The sequence below is a fragment of the Thalassovita sp. genome (genome assembly GCF_965218685.1).
In the GTDB taxonomy this organism is placed as follows: Bacteria; Pseudomonadota; Alphaproteobacteria; order Rhodobacterales; family Rhodobacteraceae; genus Thalassobius.
Window position 1 is genome coordinate 1,724,741 of the sequence record NZ_OZ244657.1, and the last position, 18,674, is coordinate 1,743,414.

The window sequence follows — 18,674 nt, forward strand, 5'->3', positions numbered from 1 at the left end:
CCTTGGGGCCCCAGAGAAGGAGCGCCATGACCCCAGCCGAGATCGAAGCCCTGTTCACCCGCTCTGACGGCGCCTATGCCTTTGCCCGCTGGGGACGTCCCATCGTGCCGATCGTCTTTGGCGTGGACGACAAAACGCTTGAGACTGTCAAAGGTGCAATCGAGGCCGTCGTCGCGCTGGCCGGTCACAAGATGGCCGAGACCGACCCCGAGCTGGGCGCCAACCTGATGTTCTTTTTCTTCCGCGAGTGGGACGAGCTGTTGGAGCTGCCAGACCTGGGCCGGATGATCCCGAACCTGGACACTCTGGTCGGCAAGCTGAAGGACGCGGATGCGAACCAATACCGCGCCTTCCGTTTTGACGATCAGGGGGCCATCCAGGCGGGGTTCGTGTTCCTGAAAATGCACTCGGAATTGTCGCGCCTGCCGGCCGAGACTTTGGCCCTGGGGCAGGTGGTGCAAGCCATGCTGATATGGTCGGACAAGGCGTTTGCAGAGCAATCACCGCTGGCCGTGGCGGGTGAGGCGACGATCCTGCGCCCCGATATCGCCGGGGTGATCCGTGCGGCTTATGATCCGGTGATGCCTGTAACGGCCAGCGACCCAGCGCATGCGCTGCGGCTGTTTGCGCGAGTGCAGGCGGGCTGATGCGGCTGTTCATTGCGCTTGACCCGCCCGAAGGGCTGCGTGACGCGTTGATGGACATGCAGGACGGGCTTGGGCTGGGCCGCGAGGTGCCGCCCGAGAACCTGCACGTGACCCTGGCCTTTCTTGGCGATCAGCCCGAGGCATCCGCCGAGCTGCTGCATGAAATGCTTGGCGCGATCCGGGCGCCAGCCGTGCGGCTGACCCTGCGCGGGGCTGAGATGTTTGGCGGACGACAGCCTCGGGCCGCAGTGGCGCTGGTGGAAAAGGTGCCCGAACTGGTGGCTCTGCAGGAAAAGGTGGTGCAGGCCGCACGAATGGCGGGGATAGAGCTGCCGCGCCGTCGTTTTAAGCCGCATTTCACGCTGATGCGCCTGCCGCGCTTTTTACCCGATTTCGCTGAACACCGGATCGCGGCCTGGTTGGGGCGTAACGGCGATCTGGTTTATGCGGGGGGTGACGCTTTGCAATTTACCCTCTACCGCTCCACCCTGCACGGCGATGGCCCGATCTATGACGCGCTGGCGCAATATCCTCTGGCCCCGACGGAGGAACCTGCCTAGGCTGCGGCCAAAGCAGGCAACAGACGACGGTGGACCACCATGCATAAGCTCAATATCCGGGTCTATTACGAAGATACCGACATGGCCGGGATTGTTTATTACGCCAATTACCTGAAATTTATCGAGCGCGGCCGCAGCGAATGGGTGGCCGATCTGGGCATTGATCAGCTGGCGCTTAAGGAAGAAGAGGGGCTGGTTTTCGTCGTCCGCCGGGTCGAGGCTGATTACCTGGCCCCTGCCAAGATGGGCGACGATCTGGTTGTGGAAACCGAAACCATGTCCTCGACCGGGGTGCGCTGGGTGCTCAACCAGCGCGTGATGCGCGATTCAGAGGTGCTGTTTCAGGCTGTGGTGACCGTCGTAATGATGAGCGACACAGGTCATCCGGCCAGAATGCCAGCAAATATCCGCCAACTGGTTCACTAAATCATGCCGATCGCGCGGGAATGACGCCATTGTGTTGGCTTTCCCCTTAGAGATCGGCTATTTTTGCCAGTAAACAAGGTTCACAAATGAGCCGATAACAAAGAGCAGGCTAATGGAAACAGAGACCCTTGCGCTGGCGCAGGAGATTGATTTCTCCATGTGGGCGCTGTTCGCACGTGCGACGCTGACCGTGAAACTGGTGATGATCATGTTGATTGTTGCTTCGTTCTGGTCCTGGTCGATCATCGTACAGAAAACCATCAGCTACCGGCGGGCACAGCGCGAGGCCGACCAGTTCGACCGTGCCTTCTGGTCCGGCGAACCGCTGGACGAGCTGTTCGACGAGATCGGCGCCGATCCAACGGGGTCGTCCCAGAAAGTGTTTGCGGCTGGTATGATCGAATGGCGCCGCTCGCACCGGGCGGACGGGGGCATGATCTCGAACGCGCAGGCGCGGATCGACCGCTCGATGGATGTGGCGATCGCCAAAGAGGCCGCCAACCTGCAACGCGGGCTACCCGTGCTGGCCTCGGTCGGATCGGTCGCGCCGTTCGTGGGACTGTTTGGCACGGTTTGGGGCATCATGCATGCCTTTATCAACATCGCCGAGCAGCAGAACACCAACCTGGCCGTCGTGGCGCCGGGCATCGCCGAGGCTCTTTTGGCCACCGGCCTTGGCCTGCTGGCCGCGATCCCTGCGGTGATTTTTTATAACAAGCTGAGCGCGGACAGCGATCGGATCATCGCGGGCTACGAGGCCTTCGCCGACGAGTTCGCCACCATCCTCAGCCGCCAGCTGGATTCCTGAGCCATGGGCGCGGGTGTCATGCAAAAAGGCAGCGGCAGCGGGCGGCGCAGACGTCACCACCGGGGCGGGGCGCGTCCCATGTCGGAAATCAACGTCACCCCCTTTGTTGATGTGATGCTGGTTCTGCTGATCATCTTCATGGTCGCGGCGCCGCTGATGACGGTGGGCGTGCCGGTTGAACTGCCGAAAACTGCGGCCAACGCGCTGCCCTCGGAACAAGAAGAGCCGCTGGCCCTGACGATCACCGCCGAAGGCGTTGTGATGATCCAGAAAACAGCCGTCCCGATGGAGGATCTGGTGAACCGCTTGCGCGCCATTGCGGCCGAACGTGAAGGCGATCGGGTGTTCCTGCGCGCGGATGGGGCAGTGCCCTATGAAACTGTCGTGCAGGTCATGGGGGCGCTGAACCGTGGCGGCTTTAGCAATATCGGGCTGGTGACGGACACCGGTGGGCCCGCCTTGGACGGCGCAGTTCAGGACAACTAGGGGACATGAGCACGGGTCACTATATCTCGGGGATTGGTCATGCGGGGCTGATCGGCTGGCTGCTGCTGGGCGATGCTTTTGCGCCCTCGCCCGAGCCCTTTGAAGTGACCGAAGTGGCCGTGATCTCGACCGAGGAATTCGAGCAGATCATGGGCGCGCAGACCCCACCCGAAACCGTGACCCAGGCGCCAGCCCCCCCCACCTTTACGCCCCCCGAAGAGGTGGAGCCGCTGCCCGTGGCCCAGCCCACGCCGGACCCTGAACCCCAGCCGCGCCCCGATCAGCCCGATGTCGCGCCCGCCGCGCCGCCTGACGAAAGCCCTGATGTGACGCAGATCGTGGCCCCGCCCCCGACCGAGGTCGAGGACTCGCCGCCCGAAATCACGCCTCCTGCCGAACCCGAGGTCGTTCTGGCCCCCAAGACATCTCTGCGCCCTAAACCGCGCCCTGCGCAGCGCGTTGCCCCCGAGCCCGTGGCGCAGCCCGAACCGGACGCGCGCCCCGACGATGTGACCCGCGAAGAGGTGACCAAGGACGAGGCTGGCGAAGTTCAGAAGGAAGAGACCGAGGCCACCGCGCCCGAAGAGGCCGCCCAAGAGATCGTGACCGAGGCCGAAGAACCCGCCCGCGCGCCCACGCGGTCGCTGCGCCCCAAGGCCCGTCCTACCCGGCCGCAGCCCGCCGATCAGACAGACGATCTGCGCAGTGCGGTTGAACAAGCCGTTGCCGAAGCCGCATCAGATACGCAGCCAACCGCCCCCTCGGGGCCTCCGCTGACCGCTGGCGAAAAAGATGCGCTGCGGGTGTCTGTTCAGCGATGCTGGAACACCGGATCGCTGTCTTCGCAGGCGTTGCGGACCACTGTTGTGGTGGCCGTCAGCCTGTCCGAAGATGGTAAGCCCAACATTGGCTCGATCCGGATGGTATCCAGCAGCGGGGGCAGCGACAGCTCGTCCCGGCAAGCGTTCGAGGCCGCCCGCCGCGCCATTATCCGATGCGGTGCACGTGGCTATAACTTGCCGAAAGACAAGTACGCGCAGTGGCGCGATATTGAAATGACCTTCAATCCGGAGAAAATGAGGATCAAATGATGAGATATGTTCTGACCCTCCTGTCGGCCGTTGTGATGCTGGGCCTGGCCCTTCCGGCCCAAGCGGCCCCTCTGCGGATCGAGATCACCGAAGGCGTGATCGAACCCTTGCCCTATGCGGTGCCAAACTTCGTGGCCGAAAACAGCAGCGCAACCCGCGTGGCCAATGATCTGGCCCGCGTGGTCGCTGAGGATCTGTCCGGAACAGGCCTGTTCCGCGAGATCCCCGCCAAGGCGCATATCAGCAAGATCACCAGCTTTTCCTCTCCGGTGCAGTTTGCCGACTGGAAGGCGATCAACGCGCAGGCGCTGATCACCGGGTCTGTCAGCTTGCAGTCGGGTGGGCGCCTTGTGGTTAAGTTCCGCGTCTATGATGTGTTCGCAGGCCAGGAGCTGGGCAATGGGCTGCAGTTCGTCGGCTCGCAGGACGGATGGCGGCGCATGGCCCACAAGGTGGCTGATGCTGTTTACAGCCGGATCACCGGCGAGGGTGGCTATTTCGACAGCCGGGTGGTGTTCGTGTCCGAGACCGGCCCCAAAGATGACCGCAAGAAACGCTTGGGCATCATGGATTACGATGGCGCGAATGTGCAGTACCTGACGGACAGCTCCAGCCTGGTGCTGGCGCCGCGGTTCTCGCCGACGGGGGATCGCATTTTGTACACCAGCTACGAAACCGGGTTCCCGCGCATCTATGTTCTGGATGTGGCCAGTGTGGGCCGGCGCGCGTTGCAGGATCAGCCCGGTACCATGAGCTTTGCCCCGCGCTTTGGTCCCGACGGCCGCACGGTGGTCTATTCGCTGACGCAAGGCGGCAATACCGATCTGTACCGGATGGACATTGCAACGGGGAAATCGCAGCGGCTGACCAGTACGCCCTCGATTGAAACCGCGCCCAGCTTCAGCCCCGACGGCAGCCAGATCGTGTTCGAAAGCGATCGCAGCGGCACCCAGCAGCTGTATATCATGAACGCAAATGGCGGCACGCCCAAGCGGATCAGCTTTGGTCAGGGGCGCTATGGCACACCCGTGTGGTCCCCGCGCGGAGACCTGATCGCCTTTACCAAGCAGTCCAAGGGCCGCTTCCATATCGGTGTGATGCGCACCGATGGATCCGAAGAACGCCTGCTGACCGCCTCCTTCCTGGACGAAGGCCCCAGCTGGTCGCCCAACGGCCGCGTGATCATGTTCACGCGGGAAACCCAAGGGGCCAGCGGCTCGGCCAGCCTGTACACTGTCGATATCACCGGGCGGAACCTGAAACGGGTGAAAACGCTAAGCGGGGCCTCGGATCCGGCCTGGTCGCCGCTGCAATGACGAAACGGCGGGTCCATTCCCAGATGGCTCGCAATGTGATAAATCTAGGAAAAACCAAAAATCGAGTAGGGCAATAACATGAAACATCTGACGCGCGCCGTTTTGCTGACGTCGATCCTGGCCCTGGCGGCTTGTTCCAATGCTGGCCGTTTTGGCAGTGACACTGTTGATCTGAACGGAGCGGGCTCGGCCAGCGATCCGACCTCGCCGCTGTATTTCCAAGAAAGCGTGGGCGACCGCGTGTTCTTTGCCGTGGACCAGTCCAACCTAAGCTCTGAAGCCAAGTTCACCCTGGATGCGCAGGCCGACTGGATGATGACCAACGCGGATTACACCGCCATCATCGAGGGCCACGCGGACGAGCAGGGCACCCGTGAATATAACCTTGCGCTGGGGGCCCGCCGGGCGAACTCGGTGCAGGAATACCTGGTTTTGCGCGGGGTGTCGCCTGCACGGCTGAAGGTGGTCAGCTACGGCAAGGAACGCCCGATCGAGATTTGCAGCCAAGAGGCTTGCTATACCAAGAACCGCCGCGCGGTGACGATCATCTCGGTCGATTATACCGGATAAAGGGACCATAGGATGCGCCTTGTTTTCGCTGTTATCATTGCTGCGTTTGCCTTGCCTGCCAGCGGCATGGCCCAGGACCGGGCGCAGACACTCGCGGATATCCGTCAGGAACTGTCCGTGCTTTACGTTGAAATCCAGCGGCTGAAACGCGAGCTGAGCACCACCGGCGCACCGTCGGGGGCGGGTGGCAGCTCGGTTCTGGCGCGCGTGGATGCGATCGAGCTGGCGATGCAGGGCCTGACCGCGAAAACCGAACAGCTTGAGTTTCGCATCAATCGCATTGTTGCGGACGGTACAAACCGGATCGGCGATCTGGAATTCCGTCTTGTCGAGCTGGAAGGCGGAGACCTGAGCGCGCTTGGTGAAACGACGACCCTTGGCGGCGACGATCAGAGCAGTGCTGTGCCGGTGGCGACGCCTCCGGGCAATGACGGCGCCCAGCTGGCCGTGGGCGAACGGGCTGATTTTGATGCCGCGCACCAGGCGCTTATGAACGGTCAGCACGCGGATGCGGCCGATAAGTTCATGGCCTTTACCGAGGCCTATCCCGGAAGCCCGCTGACCTCGCAGGCGCATCTGCTGCGGGGCAAGGCATTGACCGAGATGAAAGACGCCCCGGCTGCTGCCCGTGCGTTTCTGACCGCCTTCAGCACCGACCCGCAGGGCGACGACGCCCCCGAGGCTCTGTTCCTGCTGGGCCAGTCGCTGGCGACCCTGGGCCAGATCCAGGACGCTTGCGTCACGTTAAGCGAGGTAGGCGTGCGGTTCCCGACATCAGCCTCGGTCGAGCCGGCCATGGTCGCGATGGAGCAACTGGACTGTCAGTAACTGAGCTTCCCTTTTTGTTCGCCTCGCAGATGGCACAGATCCCGGCCGGGCGGCTGGGATTGGCCGTTTCAGGGGGCGGAGATTCCATGGCCATGCTTCATCTGGCTGTCGCCTGGGGGCAGGCTGACCTGTCCGTTGTGACTGTTGATCACGGCCTTCGCCCCGAGGCCGCGAACGAGGCGCAATTGGTCGCCGATACCTGCGCCTCTTTGGGGGTTTCGCACACGTTGCTGCGCTGGCAGGGCTGGGACGGCGCCGGAAATCTGCAAGACCGCGCGCGCGCCGCGCGCTATGGGCTGATCTCGGACTGGGCCGCGTCGCAGGGTATCGATCATGTGCTGCTGGCGCATACCATCGAAGATCAGGCCGAGACATTCCTGATGCGCCTTGCCCGTGCCTCGGGGGTGGATGGGCTGTCGGCAATGGAGGACCGGGTGATGGCCGGGGTCCGGTTCCACCGGCCCTTGTTGCGTGCCAAACGCCGGGATCTGCGACTGTATCTTGAGGCCCGGGGCCAGAAATGGGCTGATGACCCCTCTAATGCGGACAAAAGCTATGACCGCGTGCGGCTGCGCGCCCGCGCCGAGGAACTGGCGCAGATCGGGCTGGATGCGCAGACACTTTATGAGGTGGCGCAAAACATGGCGCAGGCCAAAGAGGCGCTGAACTGGGCCGGGGCGGATTTTGCGCGGGTGCACGCGCAGATGCAGGGGCCGGATCTGACGCTTGGGGCCGAAGCTTTTGCCGCGCTGCCCGTTGAATTGAAGCGCCGCGTTCTGGTCGCAGCGCTGCGCTGGATGTCGGGGGCGGACTATGCGCCGCGCCGGGCGGCGGTTGCGGGGATGCTGCAGGCTTTGAATGCAGGGCAGGGGGCCACTTTGCATGGCTGCCGCGTGACGCAGCGCAAAGGCCGGCTGTGGCTGTTTCGTGAATATGCGGCCGTGGCGCAGGTGCAGGCCCTGCCCGGACAAACATGGGATCGCCGCTGGGTTCTGAGCGGACCTGCGCAGGCGGGGGATCGTGTCGCCGCTTTGGGACCCGAGGGCGCCGCGCAATTAAGCGCCGCCCGCGATCCGATGCGCCCGGCGGCCGCATTGCAGGCCGATCCGGGTGTTTGGCGCGATGGCCAGCTGATTGCTGCGCCTTTCAGCGGGCTGGCCAACGGATGGCATGCACAACCTGCGGCAGACCGTACTGATTTCGTTTCCGCCCTTTCAACACATTGAAGATGGGTGCATGATCTCTATTTAAGTACGGTGGCGGCTGTGATAGGCGCAGAGCCAACGAAATTTAGGGAGACTTTCCTTGGGCAACGCGAAAAATATCGCCTTCTGGGTCGTTCTGTTCCTGCTGGTGCTCGCCCTGTTCAATCTGTTCAGCGGCTCGGGCTCGACCCTGCAGAACCAGGCAATCGGCTATTCAGAGTTCGTGCAGGCTGTTGAAGAAGAACGGGTCAGCAAAGTGACCCTGGACGGCGAGAAAGTGACATACCGTGGCACCGATGGGCGCGACTATGTCACCATCAAGCCGGATGACGCCGAGATCACCAAGATGCTGATCGAAAAGGGCGTGCCGGTGACGGCCGAAAGCCAGGAACAATCGGGATTCCAGTCCTTTATTCTTAGCCTTCTGCCTTTCCTGCTGCTGATCGGTGTGTGGATTTACTTTATGAACCGCATGCAAGGCGGCGGCAAAGGCGGCGCGATGGGCTTTGGCAAATCCAAGGCCAAGCTGCTGACCGAGAAACAAGGGCGTGTGACCTTTGATGACGTCGCTGGTATCGACGAAGCCAAGGAAGAGCTGGAAGAGATCGTTGAATTCCTGCGCAACCCGCAGAAATTCAGCCGCCTGGGCGGCAAGATCCCCAAAGGCGCGCTACTGGTGGGCCCTCCGGGCACCGGTAAAACCCTGTTGGCCCGTGCGATTGCGGGTGAGGCGGGCGTCCCCTTCTTCACCATCTCTGGCTCGGATTTCGTGGAAATGTTCGTGGGTGTGGGCGCAAGCCGTGTCCGTGACATGTTCGAACAAGCCAAGAAAAACGCGCCTTGTATCGTGTTTATCGACGAAATCGACGCCGTGGGCCGTGCGCGTGGCGCTGGCTATGGCGGTGGTAACGACGAACGCGAACAGACGTTGAACCAGCTGCTGGTCGAAATGGACGGCTTTGAGGCGAACGAGGGTGTGATCATCCTGGCCGCCACTAACCGCCGTGACGTGCTGGACCCCGCCCTGTTGCGTCCGGGTCGTTTTGACCGTCAGGTCACCGTGCCCAACCCCGACATCAAGGGCCGCGAGAAAATCCTGGGCGTTCACGCGCGCAAGACCCCGCTGGGCCCCGACGTTGATCTGCGCATCATCGCGCGTGGTACCCCCGGTTTCTCGGGTGCTGACCTGATGAACCTTGTGAACGAGGCCGCGCTGATGGCCGCTCGCGTTGGCCGCCGTTTCGTCACCATGGAGGACTTCGAGAACGCGAAGGACAAAGTGATGATGGGGGCAGAGCGCCGCTCGATGGTGCTGACGCAGGACCAGAAGGAAAAGACCGCCTATCACGAGGCAGGCCACGCCATTGTTGGACTGACCCTGCCGAAATGTGACCCGGTCTATAAGGCGACGATCATTCCGCGTGGTGGTGCGCTGGGTATGGTGGTCAGCCTGCCGGAAATCGACCGTCTGAACTGGCACAAATCCGAGTGCGAGCAGAAGCTGGCCATGACCATGGCAGGCAAAGCCGCCGAGATCCTTAAATATGGCGAGGATGACGTGTCCAACGGTCCGGCTGGGGATATCCAGCAGGCCTCGGGTCTGGCGCGGGCGATGGTGCTGCGCTGGGGCATGTCGGACAAGGTTGGCAACATCGACTATTCCGAAGCGCACGAAGGGTATTCGGGTCAAACCCCGGGTTTCTCGGTCTCGGCTCATACCAAAGAGATGATCGAGGAAGAGGTTCGCACCTTTATTCAGGATGGCTATGACGTGGCCATGCGCATTCTGACCGAACGCCAGGAAGAATGGGAACGTCTGGCGCAGGGCCTGTTGGAATACGAAACCCTGACTGGCGAGGAAATCGAGCGGGTGATCCGCGGCGAGCCTCCTCATGCCGGACCGGACGAGGATGATGGCTCGGACGCGGGCAACGCGCCCTCGGTTACGGCTATCCCCAAGACCAAGCCTAAGAAATCATCAGGCGAGGGCGGAATGGAGCCCGAACCGACCGCATAAGGGCAAGCCGGGGGAAACCCCGGCTTTTCTTTTGGGCGACCAGGCAGAATACCAAGGTATTCAGAAGGCGATCGCAACAAGAAAGACTGGGATCCCGGCAAATATCCGATGTTACGATCTTCGGTTTCGACCAGCTTTGGTCCCGTTTTCGTTTCACCAGCTATTCTTCACGGTTCAGACTTGACGCAACGCCGCATCACGACGCGAAAATGTCGGATTTGCAGTCCTTGGCGGCCGCCACGCGCGCTATACCTGAACCAACACGGGAGGAGCGTTATGACCTACAAATCCGACATCGAGATCGCCCGAGAGGCCGACAAGAAGCCCATCCAGGAAATCGGCGCTCGGCTTGGTATCCCGGCCCAGCACCTGCTGCCGTTCGGCCATGACAAGGCCAAGGTCGGGCAGGACTTTATCCGTTCGGTTCAGGACCAGCCCAATGGCAAGCTGATCCTTGTGACGGCCATCAATCCCACACCCGCGGGCGAGGGTAAGACGACCACCACTGTGGGTCTGGGCGATGGGCTTAGTCGCATTGGTAAAAAGGCGGCGATTTGCATTCGCGAAGCCTCGCTTGGTCCGTGTTTCGGCATGAAGGGCGGCGCCGCGGGGGGCGGATATGCCCAGGTTGTTCCGATGGAAGAGATGAACCTTCATTTCACCGGCGATTTTCACGCCATCACCAGCGCGCATAACCTGCTGGCCGCGATGATCGACAACCATATCTACTGGGGTAACGAGCTGGGCATCGACGAGCGCCGCGTGACCTGGCGCCGGGTGATGGACATGAATGACCGCGCGCTGCGGGATGTAGTGACCAGTCTGGGCGGTGTTTCCAATGGCTTCCCGCGCCAGACCGGCTTTGACATCACCGTTGCATCCGAGGTCATGGCGATCCTTTGTCTGGCCCGCAATCTGGAAGACCTGCAAAAACGGCTGGGAGACATCATCGTTGCCTACCGGCGCGATCGCAGCCCGATTTTCGCGCGCGACATTCAGGCGGACGGGGCGATGACCGTGCTGCTGAAGGACGCGATGCAGCCCAACCTGGTGCAGACGCTGGAACACACGCCTGCCTTTGTGCATGGCGGCCCGTTTGCCAATATTGCCCATGGCTGTAACTCGGTCATCGCCACCACGACCGCGTTGAAGCTGGCGGATTACGTGGTCACCGAGGCCGGCTTTGGCGCCGATCTGGGGGCCGAGAAATTCATGAACATCAAGTGCCGCAAGGCGGGACTTGCCCCGGACGCGGTGGTCATCGTCGCCACCATTCGGGCGATGAAAATGAACGGCGGCGTGGCCAAGGCCGATCTGGACGCTGAAAACGTACAGGCTGTGATCGATGGCTGTCCCAACCTTGGCCGCCACATCGCCAACGTTAAGTCCTTTGGCGTGCCGGTTGTCGTCGCGATCAACCACTTCGTTTCGGACTCTGACGCCGAGGTGCAGGCCGCGATGGACTATGTCGCCGCACAAGGGTCCGAGGCGATCCTGTGTCAGCACTGGGAAAAGGGCAGCGAAGGGATCGAGGCGCTGGCCACGCGGATCGTCGAACTGACCGAGGGTGATTGGTCCGGCTTCGCCCCGCTTTATCCCGACGAGATGCCCCTGTTCCAGAAAATCGAAGCCATCGCCAAGCGCATCTATCACGCCGACGAGGTTCTGGCCGACAAAAAGATCCGCGACCAGCTGCGCACGTGGGAGGACGCCGGCTTTGGCGACCTGCCGATCTGCATGGCGAAAACACAGTATAGTTTCTCGACCGATCCCAATCTGCGGGGCGCGCCCACCGGGCACTCGGTTCCCGTGCGCGAGGTCCGGCTAAGCGCGGGCGCGGGGTTTGTTGTGGTGATTTGCGGGGAAATCATGACCATGCCCGGCCTCCCACGCCGCCCAAGCGCCGAACAGATCATGCTTAATGACCTCGGCCAGATCGAGGGATTATTCTAGCGGCTCGTTCAAGGGGGCGCATTTGACGCGGAATATGGCTCGAATTTTGCGCCATGGGTGTGCGGATGCTCTGGTCTCGGGCAGATCAAATCGCTAAACGCAGGTGACAGCAGGTGACCAGACGAAAGGGGCAACCCATGAGCGCAACGATCATTGATGGCAAGGCCTTTGCGGCCAATGTCCGTAGCCGCGTGGCCGACCAGGTGGCCCGCCTTAAAGAAGAACAAAGCATCACCCCCGGTCTGGCCGTCGTGCTGGTCGGCGAGGACCCGGCCAGCCAAGTCTATGTGCGCAACAAGGGCAAGCAGACCCTCGAGGTCGGCATGAACTCGTACGAACACAAGCTGCCCGCGGATGTCCCGGCGGTCGAGTTGTATGCGCTGATCGACAAGCTGAATGCTGATCCGGCCGTGCATGGCATCCTGTGCCAGTTCCCCGTCCCCGAGCACCTGAGCGAGGCCGAGATCGTCGCTCGTATCGACCCGGCCAAGGATGTTGACGGTTTGCACGTGCAAAACATCGGTTTGTTGGCTGGCGGCCAAAAAGCGATGGCGCCGTGTACGCCTCTGGGCTGTTTGATGATGCTGCGTGATCACCTGGGAGATCTGACCGGCAAGGATGCGGTGGTCATTGGCCGCTCGAACCTGGTGGGCAAACCGATGGCGCAGCTGCTTTTGCGTGACAGTGCGACCGTCACCATTGCCCACTCGCGGACCAAGGACATCGCCGAGGTCGTGCGCCGCGCCGACATCGTTGTGGCGGCCGTGGGCCGGCCGCAAATGGTGCCGGGTGACTGGATCAAACCGGGCGCGACCGTGATCGACGTGGGCATCAACCGCATCGACGCCCCGGAAAAGGGCGAGGGCAAAACCCGGCTTGTTGGCGATGTGGATTTCGACAGCTGCGCGGCCGTGGCGGGCGCGATCACACCGGTTCCCGGAGGCGTCGGCCCCATGACCATCGCCTGTCTGCTGGCCAACACGCTGACCGCCTGCTGCCGCGCCAATGGCCTTACAGAACCCGAGGGCCTGACCGCCTGAGCGTCTACGCTGGCACGGGGACCATCGTGCCCTGCAGCACCGCGATCATCTTTTCCTGCGGGCCGTTGTCGGTCTGAGTTAGCGCAAATACCTCTGAGGTGACGACAACCAGTCGTCGCCCCGGTTTCAGCACCTTGCCGCGCGCGATCAGCAGGTCGCCTCGGGCCGGGGCCAAAAGGTTGATCTTGATCTCGGCCGTGACGACCTCGTGATCGGGATCAAGCGTAGTCAAAGCTGCATAGCCCGCCGCGCTGTCCCCCAGAGCAAAGGTCAGGGCAGCATGCCCATGCCCCTGCTGCTGCAAAGAACCTGGCAGAATCGGCGCCAGGATATCAACTCGCCCTGGCGCAACCGCTGCCAGCGTGGCGCCCAGCGTTGACATCATGCTCTGTTTTTCGAAACTGGCCAGGATGCGCGCATGGATGTCAATCTGCTGCTGGTTGTCCTGATCCATGGGGCGGCTCTCCGTATGCGCGAGTAATCTGTATCTAAGATAAGTTTTACAGCCCCTGCGGTCTGGCGCAAGCTTCGTGTTCGCGTATATAAGGACATGTTATTAATCGGTTTTTGTGATGATATCGGGCGCTTCTGTGACAATTTGCTCTGTGTTTAGGCGGTCTGCTGGACGGCTGCTGACAGGTCGAACCCTGCTGGTGTGGGCGGTGTTTTCCTGCGCTGCCACGGTCATGGCACCGTTCAATTCATACGAGAGTTTCTCGTTGCCACTGCTGGCGGTGTACTGGCCAGGCGTCGTGGGACTGGCGTTACTTTTTTCGGCTATTCTGTCCGAGGTGGTAGCGTTGTTTGTTCCCCAGCGGATGGGCTGGCGGTTCGAACTGGTGCGGGTGCTGGCGATGAGCCTGGTTTTCACACCCGTCCTGTTTGGCTGGACGCAGCTTTTGGCGCCAATGCCGCAGATGTTGCCCTCGGTCTGGCAGATTGGGGTGTTCGTGGCGCTGACCAGCGTCACCATTCACGCGCTGCGCCGGATTGTCGGGGCCGAGGCCGGGGCCTTCGCCGCCGATGAAACCGGGACCGTGGCTGCGGACGTTGAGCCCGCCCCGCAAATGCCCCCTGAGGCACCAATACCGCGTCTTATGCACCGTCTGCCCAAAGGGGCGGCGGGGCCGATCCTTCGGCTTTCAGCGCATGACCACTTTGTCGAAGTGCATTTGCCGGATGAAAGCCACACCCTGCGAATGCGTTTTGTCGATGCAATAGCTGAGATGGACGGAGTGTCGGGCGATTGCGCACATCGTTCCCATTGGGTGACATTTGCGGCCGTCACTGGGATTAAACGGGACAAGGGTCGGATTTTTTTGACGATCTCGAACGGAGACGAGGTGCCGGTTAGCCGCACCTATCGGCCCCGGATCGAGGCCGCGGGTCTGCTGGACCCTTAACGCGGCATCGGGATCGCCCGTGGGACCGGTCCGGTCAGAATGGCCAAGGCCTCGGGGCGCATCAGCGTGGTTAGCGCTTGGTCGGTGCTGCGCAGCCCGCCCGTATAGGTCCCGTAGGACGGCAAAATTACCCGGTCGCTGTCGACCAGAAAACAGGGCCGCGACAGCGAATGCCCGCGGGCGCGGATGCGGGCTTTGGGGTGGTAATGCCCCGACAGCTCGCCGCTGGAGCCCGGTTGCGCGATGTGGCGAAACACCAGCGGAGGCAGCGGCAATGCGGCCAGATGAGAGCCCCCCAGCATGACAGGGCCGGGATCATGGTTGCCCTCGATCCAGATCCATTTGCGGCCTGCTTGCATACGGGCAATCCACAGGCTCTCGGCTTCGGTCAGCTCGCCCATGGCGGTGGTGTCATCGAAGGTATCACCCAGACAGACTACGGTGCTGGCGCCGGTGGCCTGCAGGTCCTGTTCCAGCCGTTGCAGCGTGTCGTGGGTTTCATAGGGGGGCAGTTGCGCGCCGCCCAGCCGCGCCGGACGCTCGGCCTTGCCGATGTGCAGGTCCGAGACGCATAAAAGCTTGCGATCTGGCCAAAAAAGCGCGCCAGAGCCAAGCGCCTGCAGGGGCACGCCCGCCAAGGTGAAAGGAACAACGTTCATGCTATGTTCATGCCTGTGGAATAAAGTGGGATCAAGCCTTAACTCGGGGCATCTGCTAATCCGGCGGCCTGCATCAGACGCTCGGTCTCTTCGGCGACCAGACGTTCGCGGCCCTCGCCTTCGACGGGGACTTTGCCCACCTCCAGCAGCATGGGTGCGGCCAGAGGGCTGACCCGATCCAGACGGTTGTGAGTGATACGCCCGCCGATGCGCGTCAGCATGTCCTCGATCCGGCCGAAATCAACCAGCCCGCGCATGGCCTCTTGTCGGGTAATGCGCAGCAGCAGGTGGTCGGGATCGTATTTGACCAGCGTGTCATACAGGATGTCCGAGCTGAAGGTCGCCTGCCGCCCCGATTTGCGCTGCCCCTGATGACTGCGCTGGATCAGCCCGGCGATGGTGGCGCTGCCGCGGAAGGTTCGCTTCATCACGGCATTGCCCTGCAACCAAGTTTCCAACCCATCGGTCAAAGCGTGCGGGTCAAACAGCGGGGTGGGGTCGACTACATCGTCCAGCCCCCAGATCAGCGTGGCATAGTCGGTCGATACAAACCCGAGAGGCGCAAGTTTCAGCGCCTCCATCCGGCGGGTCAACAGCAGGCCCAGGGTTTGCTGGGCGTTACGGCCCGCAAATCCATAGGCGCACAGATGCTGACGGCCATCATGCGGGAAAGTCTCGACCAGCAGACTGTCAGCCGTTGGCAAACTGGACACCTGAGCCTGCAGTCGCAGCCAATCGGCGGTGTGGTCGGGCAGGGCGCTGTAATCGCTGCTCTGGAACAGGCCCAGGATACGTTGGCTAAGTTGCGTCGAGGTGGCGAATTTCGTGCCCGAGAAGGTGGCGATCTTAGGTTTGCGCCCCTTGTCCTTTGTCACCTCGACCGTCATTTCGCGCAGCCGGTTGTATTTCACGATCTTGCCGCCGATCAGGAAAGTGTCGCCAGGGGTCAGGCTGGCGGCAAAGGCCTCCTCGACCTCACCCAGGGGTGCGCCGCCGCGGCCGCGCATCCGGACTTTCAACAGATCGCTGTCCTGAATGGTGCCGATATTCTGGCGGATCAGCGCGGCGCTGCGGGGGTCACGCAACTGCCACAGTCCGTCAGGGCGTTGCTGCAGTCTTTGCCAGCGGTCATAGGCCTTTAGCGCGTAGCCGCCCGTTGCGCAGAAATCGAGGCAATCGTCGAACTGCGCGCGGCTGAGATCGGCAAACGGTCCGGCGCTGCGTAGCTCGTGGAACAGATCGGTAGCATGAAACGGGCCGGCACAGGCGGCGATCAGGATGTGCTGGCACAGCACGTCCAAGGGGCCGGGGCCGCGCGGATCACCATCCAGATCATGGGCGCGCACGGCGTCCAAAGCGGCGACGCATTCGACAACCTCGAACCGGTTGGCGGGAACCAGTAGGGCCTTGGAGGGCGCGTTGTAGCGGTGGTTTGCCCGCCCGATCCGCTGCACCAGACGTTTGACGTTTTTAGGGGCGCCCACCTGGATCACCAGGTCCACATCGCCCCAGTCGATGCCCAGATCAAGCGAGCCCGTGCAGACGATCGCGCGCAGGTGACCTGCGACCATGGCAGCCTCGACTTTCTCGCGCTGCGCGCGGTCCAGGCTTCCGTGGTGAATACCGATGGGCAAGGAGTCTTCGTTGGCAAGCCACAGATTATGAAAGAAAATCTCGGCCTGGGCGCGGGTATTGTGGAAGATCAGGGTGGTCTTGTGCTTCTTGACCTGCTCAAGCACGGCAGGGATCGCATAGGCCGCGCCACCCCCCGCCCAAGGAGGCAGCTCTTCCGTCCGCAGCATCCGGATATCGGGGTCCGGACCCGGATCAGCTTGCAGGATATGGCAGGGATCGGGGTGGCGGGCCAGCAGTCGCGCGATCGCTTGCGGGTCGTCGACGGTGGCCGATAGGCCAACGCGGCGCAGGTCCGGGTTCATCTGCTGGAGCCGCGCCAGTGCCAGCATCAGCTGATCTCCGCGCTTGCTTTCGGCCAAGGCGTGAATCTCGTCCACCACCACGCGGCTTAGCCCTGCGAAAATCCGCGGCGCATCCTCGTAACTGGTCAGCAAGGCCAGCGATTCAGGCGTTGTCAGCAGGATGTGCGGCGGGTCGGCGCGTTGCCGGCGCTTTTGGGTATAAGTGGTGTCGCCGGTGCGGTCCTCGATCCGGATGGGCAGGTTCATTTCTGTGACGGGCGCGGTCAGGTTGCGCTTGATGTCTGCAGCCAGCGCCTTGAGAGGCGAGACATAGAGCGTGTGCATCCCCTGATGTGCCCCGTCGGCCAGCTCGACCAAAGAGGGCAGGAACCCCGCCAGCGTCTTACCGCCCCCCGTGGGTGCGATCAGCAGCGTCGCAGGATCGGCGCGCCGGGCCAGCATATCGGCCTGGTGCGGGTGCAGGTCCCAGCCTTTGGTCGCGAACCATTGTTGAAATCGGGGGGGCAAATCGCTCATGCATCAGAGCTAGAACATCCTGCCCAAGCAATCCAGTGCCCAGCCGCAAAGGGCCATAGAACTTGCCAATGAAGGGTCATGTGGACGTTTCATTGGAGGCCAGCCCTCCCTTGGACCAATATGTTTGCACCGGGCGATTACCCGCCCAAGGGAGGTTACATTATGAAAAAAACAATCGCCGCGGCCCTGCTGGCCGCGATCGCTCCTGCTATGTCTGTTGCAGGCGAAGGTCATTCGCATTGGGGTCCTGACGACCAGGTTGGTGCGGCTAACATGATCACCGCGGAATCCGTTCTGGCCGCAAGCAGCCTGATCACGACCGGCAAGACATATGCCCTGGGTATGATCATCGACGACAAGATACCGGCCTTTCCGCCGCGCAAACTGGGCCTGACCATTGTTCAGCCCAACCAGATCGACAGCAAGGGCCACGGCCCGACCATGTCCAGCTATAACGACGACGTGTTCAGCGGCTGGCTGGGTATCGGCAGCCAGATCGACGGGTTGGGTCACGTGGGCCGTGCACATGAGTATTACAACGGCAATAAGGGCGCGGATTTCGCGCAACCTGGTGGTCTGACCAAGCTGGGCGTTGAAAACATTCCCCCGATCGTCGCACGCGGCGTGGTCTTGGATATCGCCGGTCTGAAGGGCAAGGCCGTGATGGACGCTGGCGAGGTTATCACCTCTGACGATATCAAGGCAGCTGCGGCGGCTCAGAAAGTCGAGCTGCGCAAAGGTGACGTGGTGCTGCTGCACACCGGCTGGCTGTCGTTGCTGACCGGAGACAGCGCTGATCCCGCGAAATACGGTGGCGGCGAGCCGGGTATTGATCCCGCGGCTGCTAAATATCTGGCCGAGCTGGGCGCAGTGGCCGTTGGTGCCGATACCTGGGGCGTCGAGGCCGTGCCCTTTGCCCCCGGCGCTGGCGTCTTCGAAGCTCATCAGGTCCTGCTGAAGGACCACGGCGTTTACATCCTTGAAAACATGGTGACCGAAGAGCTGGTCGCAGATGGTGTAAGCGAATTCCTGTTCACCTTGGGTGTTACCCGGTTGCGCGGTGCTGTGCAGATGATGATCAATCCTGTGGCCATCCGCTAAGCACATCGCAAAAGAAAGGGGGCTGCGCGGCCCCCTTTCCATTTCCAGACTGATCGCAATAAAAAAGGGCCAGATCTAGCCCTTTTCTTAGTGTGGAGGGCACGGCCAGTC

18 protein-coding genes are annotated in these 18,674 nt (G+C 62.1%); 15 read left to right on the forward strand and 3 right to left on the reverse strand.

Annotated features, from left to right (window positions below; translation table 11 throughout):
* Positions 1-26: 26 nt before the first annotated feature.
* The 13 genes from ACOQOQ_RS08690 to folD all read left to right on the forward strand — a co-directional run bounded on the left by ACOQOQ_RS08690 (position 27) and on the right by folD (position 12,947).
* Positions 27-647, forward strand: a complete 621-nt coding sequence (locus ACOQOQ_RS08690; protein ID WP_420566597.1) for a hypothetical protein — start codon at positions 27-29, stop codon at positions 645-647.
* On the forward strand, positions 647-1,207 hold the full coding sequence (thpR, locus tag ACOQOQ_RS08695) for an RNA 2',3'-cyclic phosphodiesterase (RefSeq protein ID WP_420566598.1): 561 nt from the start codon (positions 647-649) through the stop codon (positions 1,205-1,207). Before ACOQOQ_RS08690 ends, thpR begins: the two co-directional genes overlap by 1 nt.
* A gap of 39 nt (positions 1,208-1,246) precedes the next feature.
* Complete coding sequence (ybgC, locus tag ACOQOQ_RS08700; protein ID WP_420566599.1) at positions 1,247-1,633, forward strand: tol-pal system-associated acyl-CoA thioesterase; 387 nt, start codon at positions 1,247-1,249, stop codon at positions 1,631-1,633.
* 112 nt (positions 1,634-1,745) lie between these two features.
* Positions 1,746-2,441, forward strand: a complete 696-nt coding sequence (tolQ, locus tag ACOQOQ_RS08705; RefSeq protein WP_420566600.1) for a protein TolQ — start codon at positions 1,746-1,748, stop codon at positions 2,439-2,441.
* A 3-nt stretch (positions 2,442-2,444) separates the two neighbouring features.
* Complete coding sequence (tolR, locus tag ACOQOQ_RS08710; protein WP_420566601.1) at positions 2,445-2,927, forward strand: protein TolR; 483 nt, start codon at positions 2,445-2,447, stop codon at positions 2,925-2,927.
* 5 nt (positions 2,928-2,932) lie between these two features.
* Positions 2,933-4,018 (forward strand): energy transducer TonB, encoded by a 1,086-nt coding sequence (locus ACOQOQ_RS08715; RefSeq protein WP_420566602.1) that lies wholly within the window; start codon positions 2,933-2,935, stop codon positions 4,016-4,018.
* Positions 4,015-5,334, forward strand: coding sequence for a Tol-Pal system beta propeller repeat protein TolB (gene tolB / locus ACOQOQ_RS08720; protein ID WP_420566603.1), 1,320 nt, complete (start codon positions 4,015-4,017; stop codon positions 5,332-5,334). Before ACOQOQ_RS08715 ends, tolB begins: the two co-directional genes overlap by 4 nt.
* 78 nt (positions 5,335-5,412) lie before the next feature.
* On the forward strand, positions 5,413-5,904 hold the full coding sequence (pal, locus tag ACOQOQ_RS08725; RefSeq protein WP_420566604.1) for a peptidoglycan-associated lipoprotein Pal: 492 nt from the start codon (positions 5,413-5,415) through the stop codon (positions 5,902-5,904).
* A 12-nt stretch (positions 5,905-5,916) separates the two neighbouring features.
* Entirely contained in the window at positions 5,917-6,732 is an 816-nt protein-coding gene (gene ybgF / locus ACOQOQ_RS08730; protein WP_420566605.1) for a tol-pal system protein YbgF, read from the forward strand.
* Between the two features lie 86 nt (positions 6,733-6,818).
* Positions 6,819-7,958: a tRNA lysidine(34) synthetase TilS gene (gene tilS, locus ACOQOQ_RS08735; protein ID WP_420566606.1), complete on the forward strand. Its 1,140-nt coding sequence runs from the start codon at positions 6,819-6,821 to the stop codon at positions 7,956-7,958.
* A gap of 79 nt (positions 7,959-8,037) precedes the next feature.
* Positions 8,038-9,954: an ATP-dependent zinc metalloprotease FtsH gene (gene ftsH / locus ACOQOQ_RS08740; protein ID WP_420566607.1), complete on the forward strand. Its 1,917-nt coding sequence runs from the start codon at positions 8,038-8,040 to the stop codon at positions 9,952-9,954.
* 276 nt (positions 9,955-10,230) lie between these two features.
* On the forward strand, positions 10,231-11,907 hold the full coding sequence (locus ACOQOQ_RS08745) for a formate--tetrahydrofolate ligase (protein WP_420566608.1): 1,677 nt from the start codon (positions 10,231-10,233) through the stop codon (positions 11,905-11,907).
* A 137-nt stretch (positions 11,908-12,044) separates the two neighbouring features.
* Positions 12,045-12,947: a bifunctional methylenetetrahydrofolate dehydrogenase/methenyltetrahydrofolate cyclohydrolase FolD gene (gene folD, locus ACOQOQ_RS08750; RefSeq protein WP_420566609.1), complete on the forward strand. Its 903-nt coding sequence runs from the start codon at positions 12,045-12,047 to the stop codon at positions 12,945-12,947.
* A 4-nt stretch (positions 12,948-12,951) separates the two neighbouring features.
* Here folD and ACOQOQ_RS08755 read toward each other — a convergent pair whose 3' ends face one another.
* Positions 12,952-13,401, reverse strand: coding sequence for a PaaI family thioesterase (locus tag ACOQOQ_RS08755; RefSeq protein WP_420566610.1), 450 nt, complete (start codon positions 13,399-13,401; stop codon positions 12,952-12,954).
* A gap of 232 nt (positions 13,402-13,633) precedes the next feature.
* Between ACOQOQ_RS08755 and ACOQOQ_RS08760 the strand changes: the two genes are divergently transcribed.
* Positions 13,634-14,350: a LytTR family DNA-binding domain-containing protein gene (locus ACOQOQ_RS08760; RefSeq protein WP_420566611.1), complete on the forward strand. Its 717-nt coding sequence runs from the start codon at positions 13,634-13,636 to the stop codon at positions 14,348-14,350.
* On the opposite strand, the gene pdeM is transcribed toward ACOQOQ_RS08760, so the two are convergent.
* Both pdeM and ACOQOQ_RS08770 read right to left on the reverse strand, forming a co-directional pair.
* Positions 14,347-15,009 (reverse strand): ligase-associated DNA damage response endonuclease PdeM, encoded by a 663-nt coding sequence (pdeM, locus tag ACOQOQ_RS08765; protein WP_420566612.1) that lies wholly within the window; start codon positions 15,007-15,009, stop codon positions 14,347-14,349. The genes ACOQOQ_RS08760 and pdeM overlap by 4 nt on opposite strands.
* 38 nt (positions 15,010-15,047) lie before the next feature.
* Complete coding sequence (locus ACOQOQ_RS08770; RefSeq protein WP_420566613.1) at positions 15,048-17,462, reverse strand: ligase-associated DNA damage response DEXH box helicase; 2,415 nt, start codon at positions 17,460-17,462, stop codon at positions 15,048-15,050.
* A 162-nt stretch (positions 17,463-17,624) separates the two neighbouring features.
* On the opposite strand from ACOQOQ_RS08770, the gene ACOQOQ_RS08775 reads away from it, so the two are divergent.
* Positions 17,625-18,563, forward strand: a complete 939-nt coding sequence (locus ACOQOQ_RS08775; RefSeq protein ID WP_420566614.1) for a cyclase family protein — start codon at positions 17,625-17,627, stop codon at positions 18,561-18,563.
* Positions 18,564-18,674: the final 111 nt, after the last annotated feature.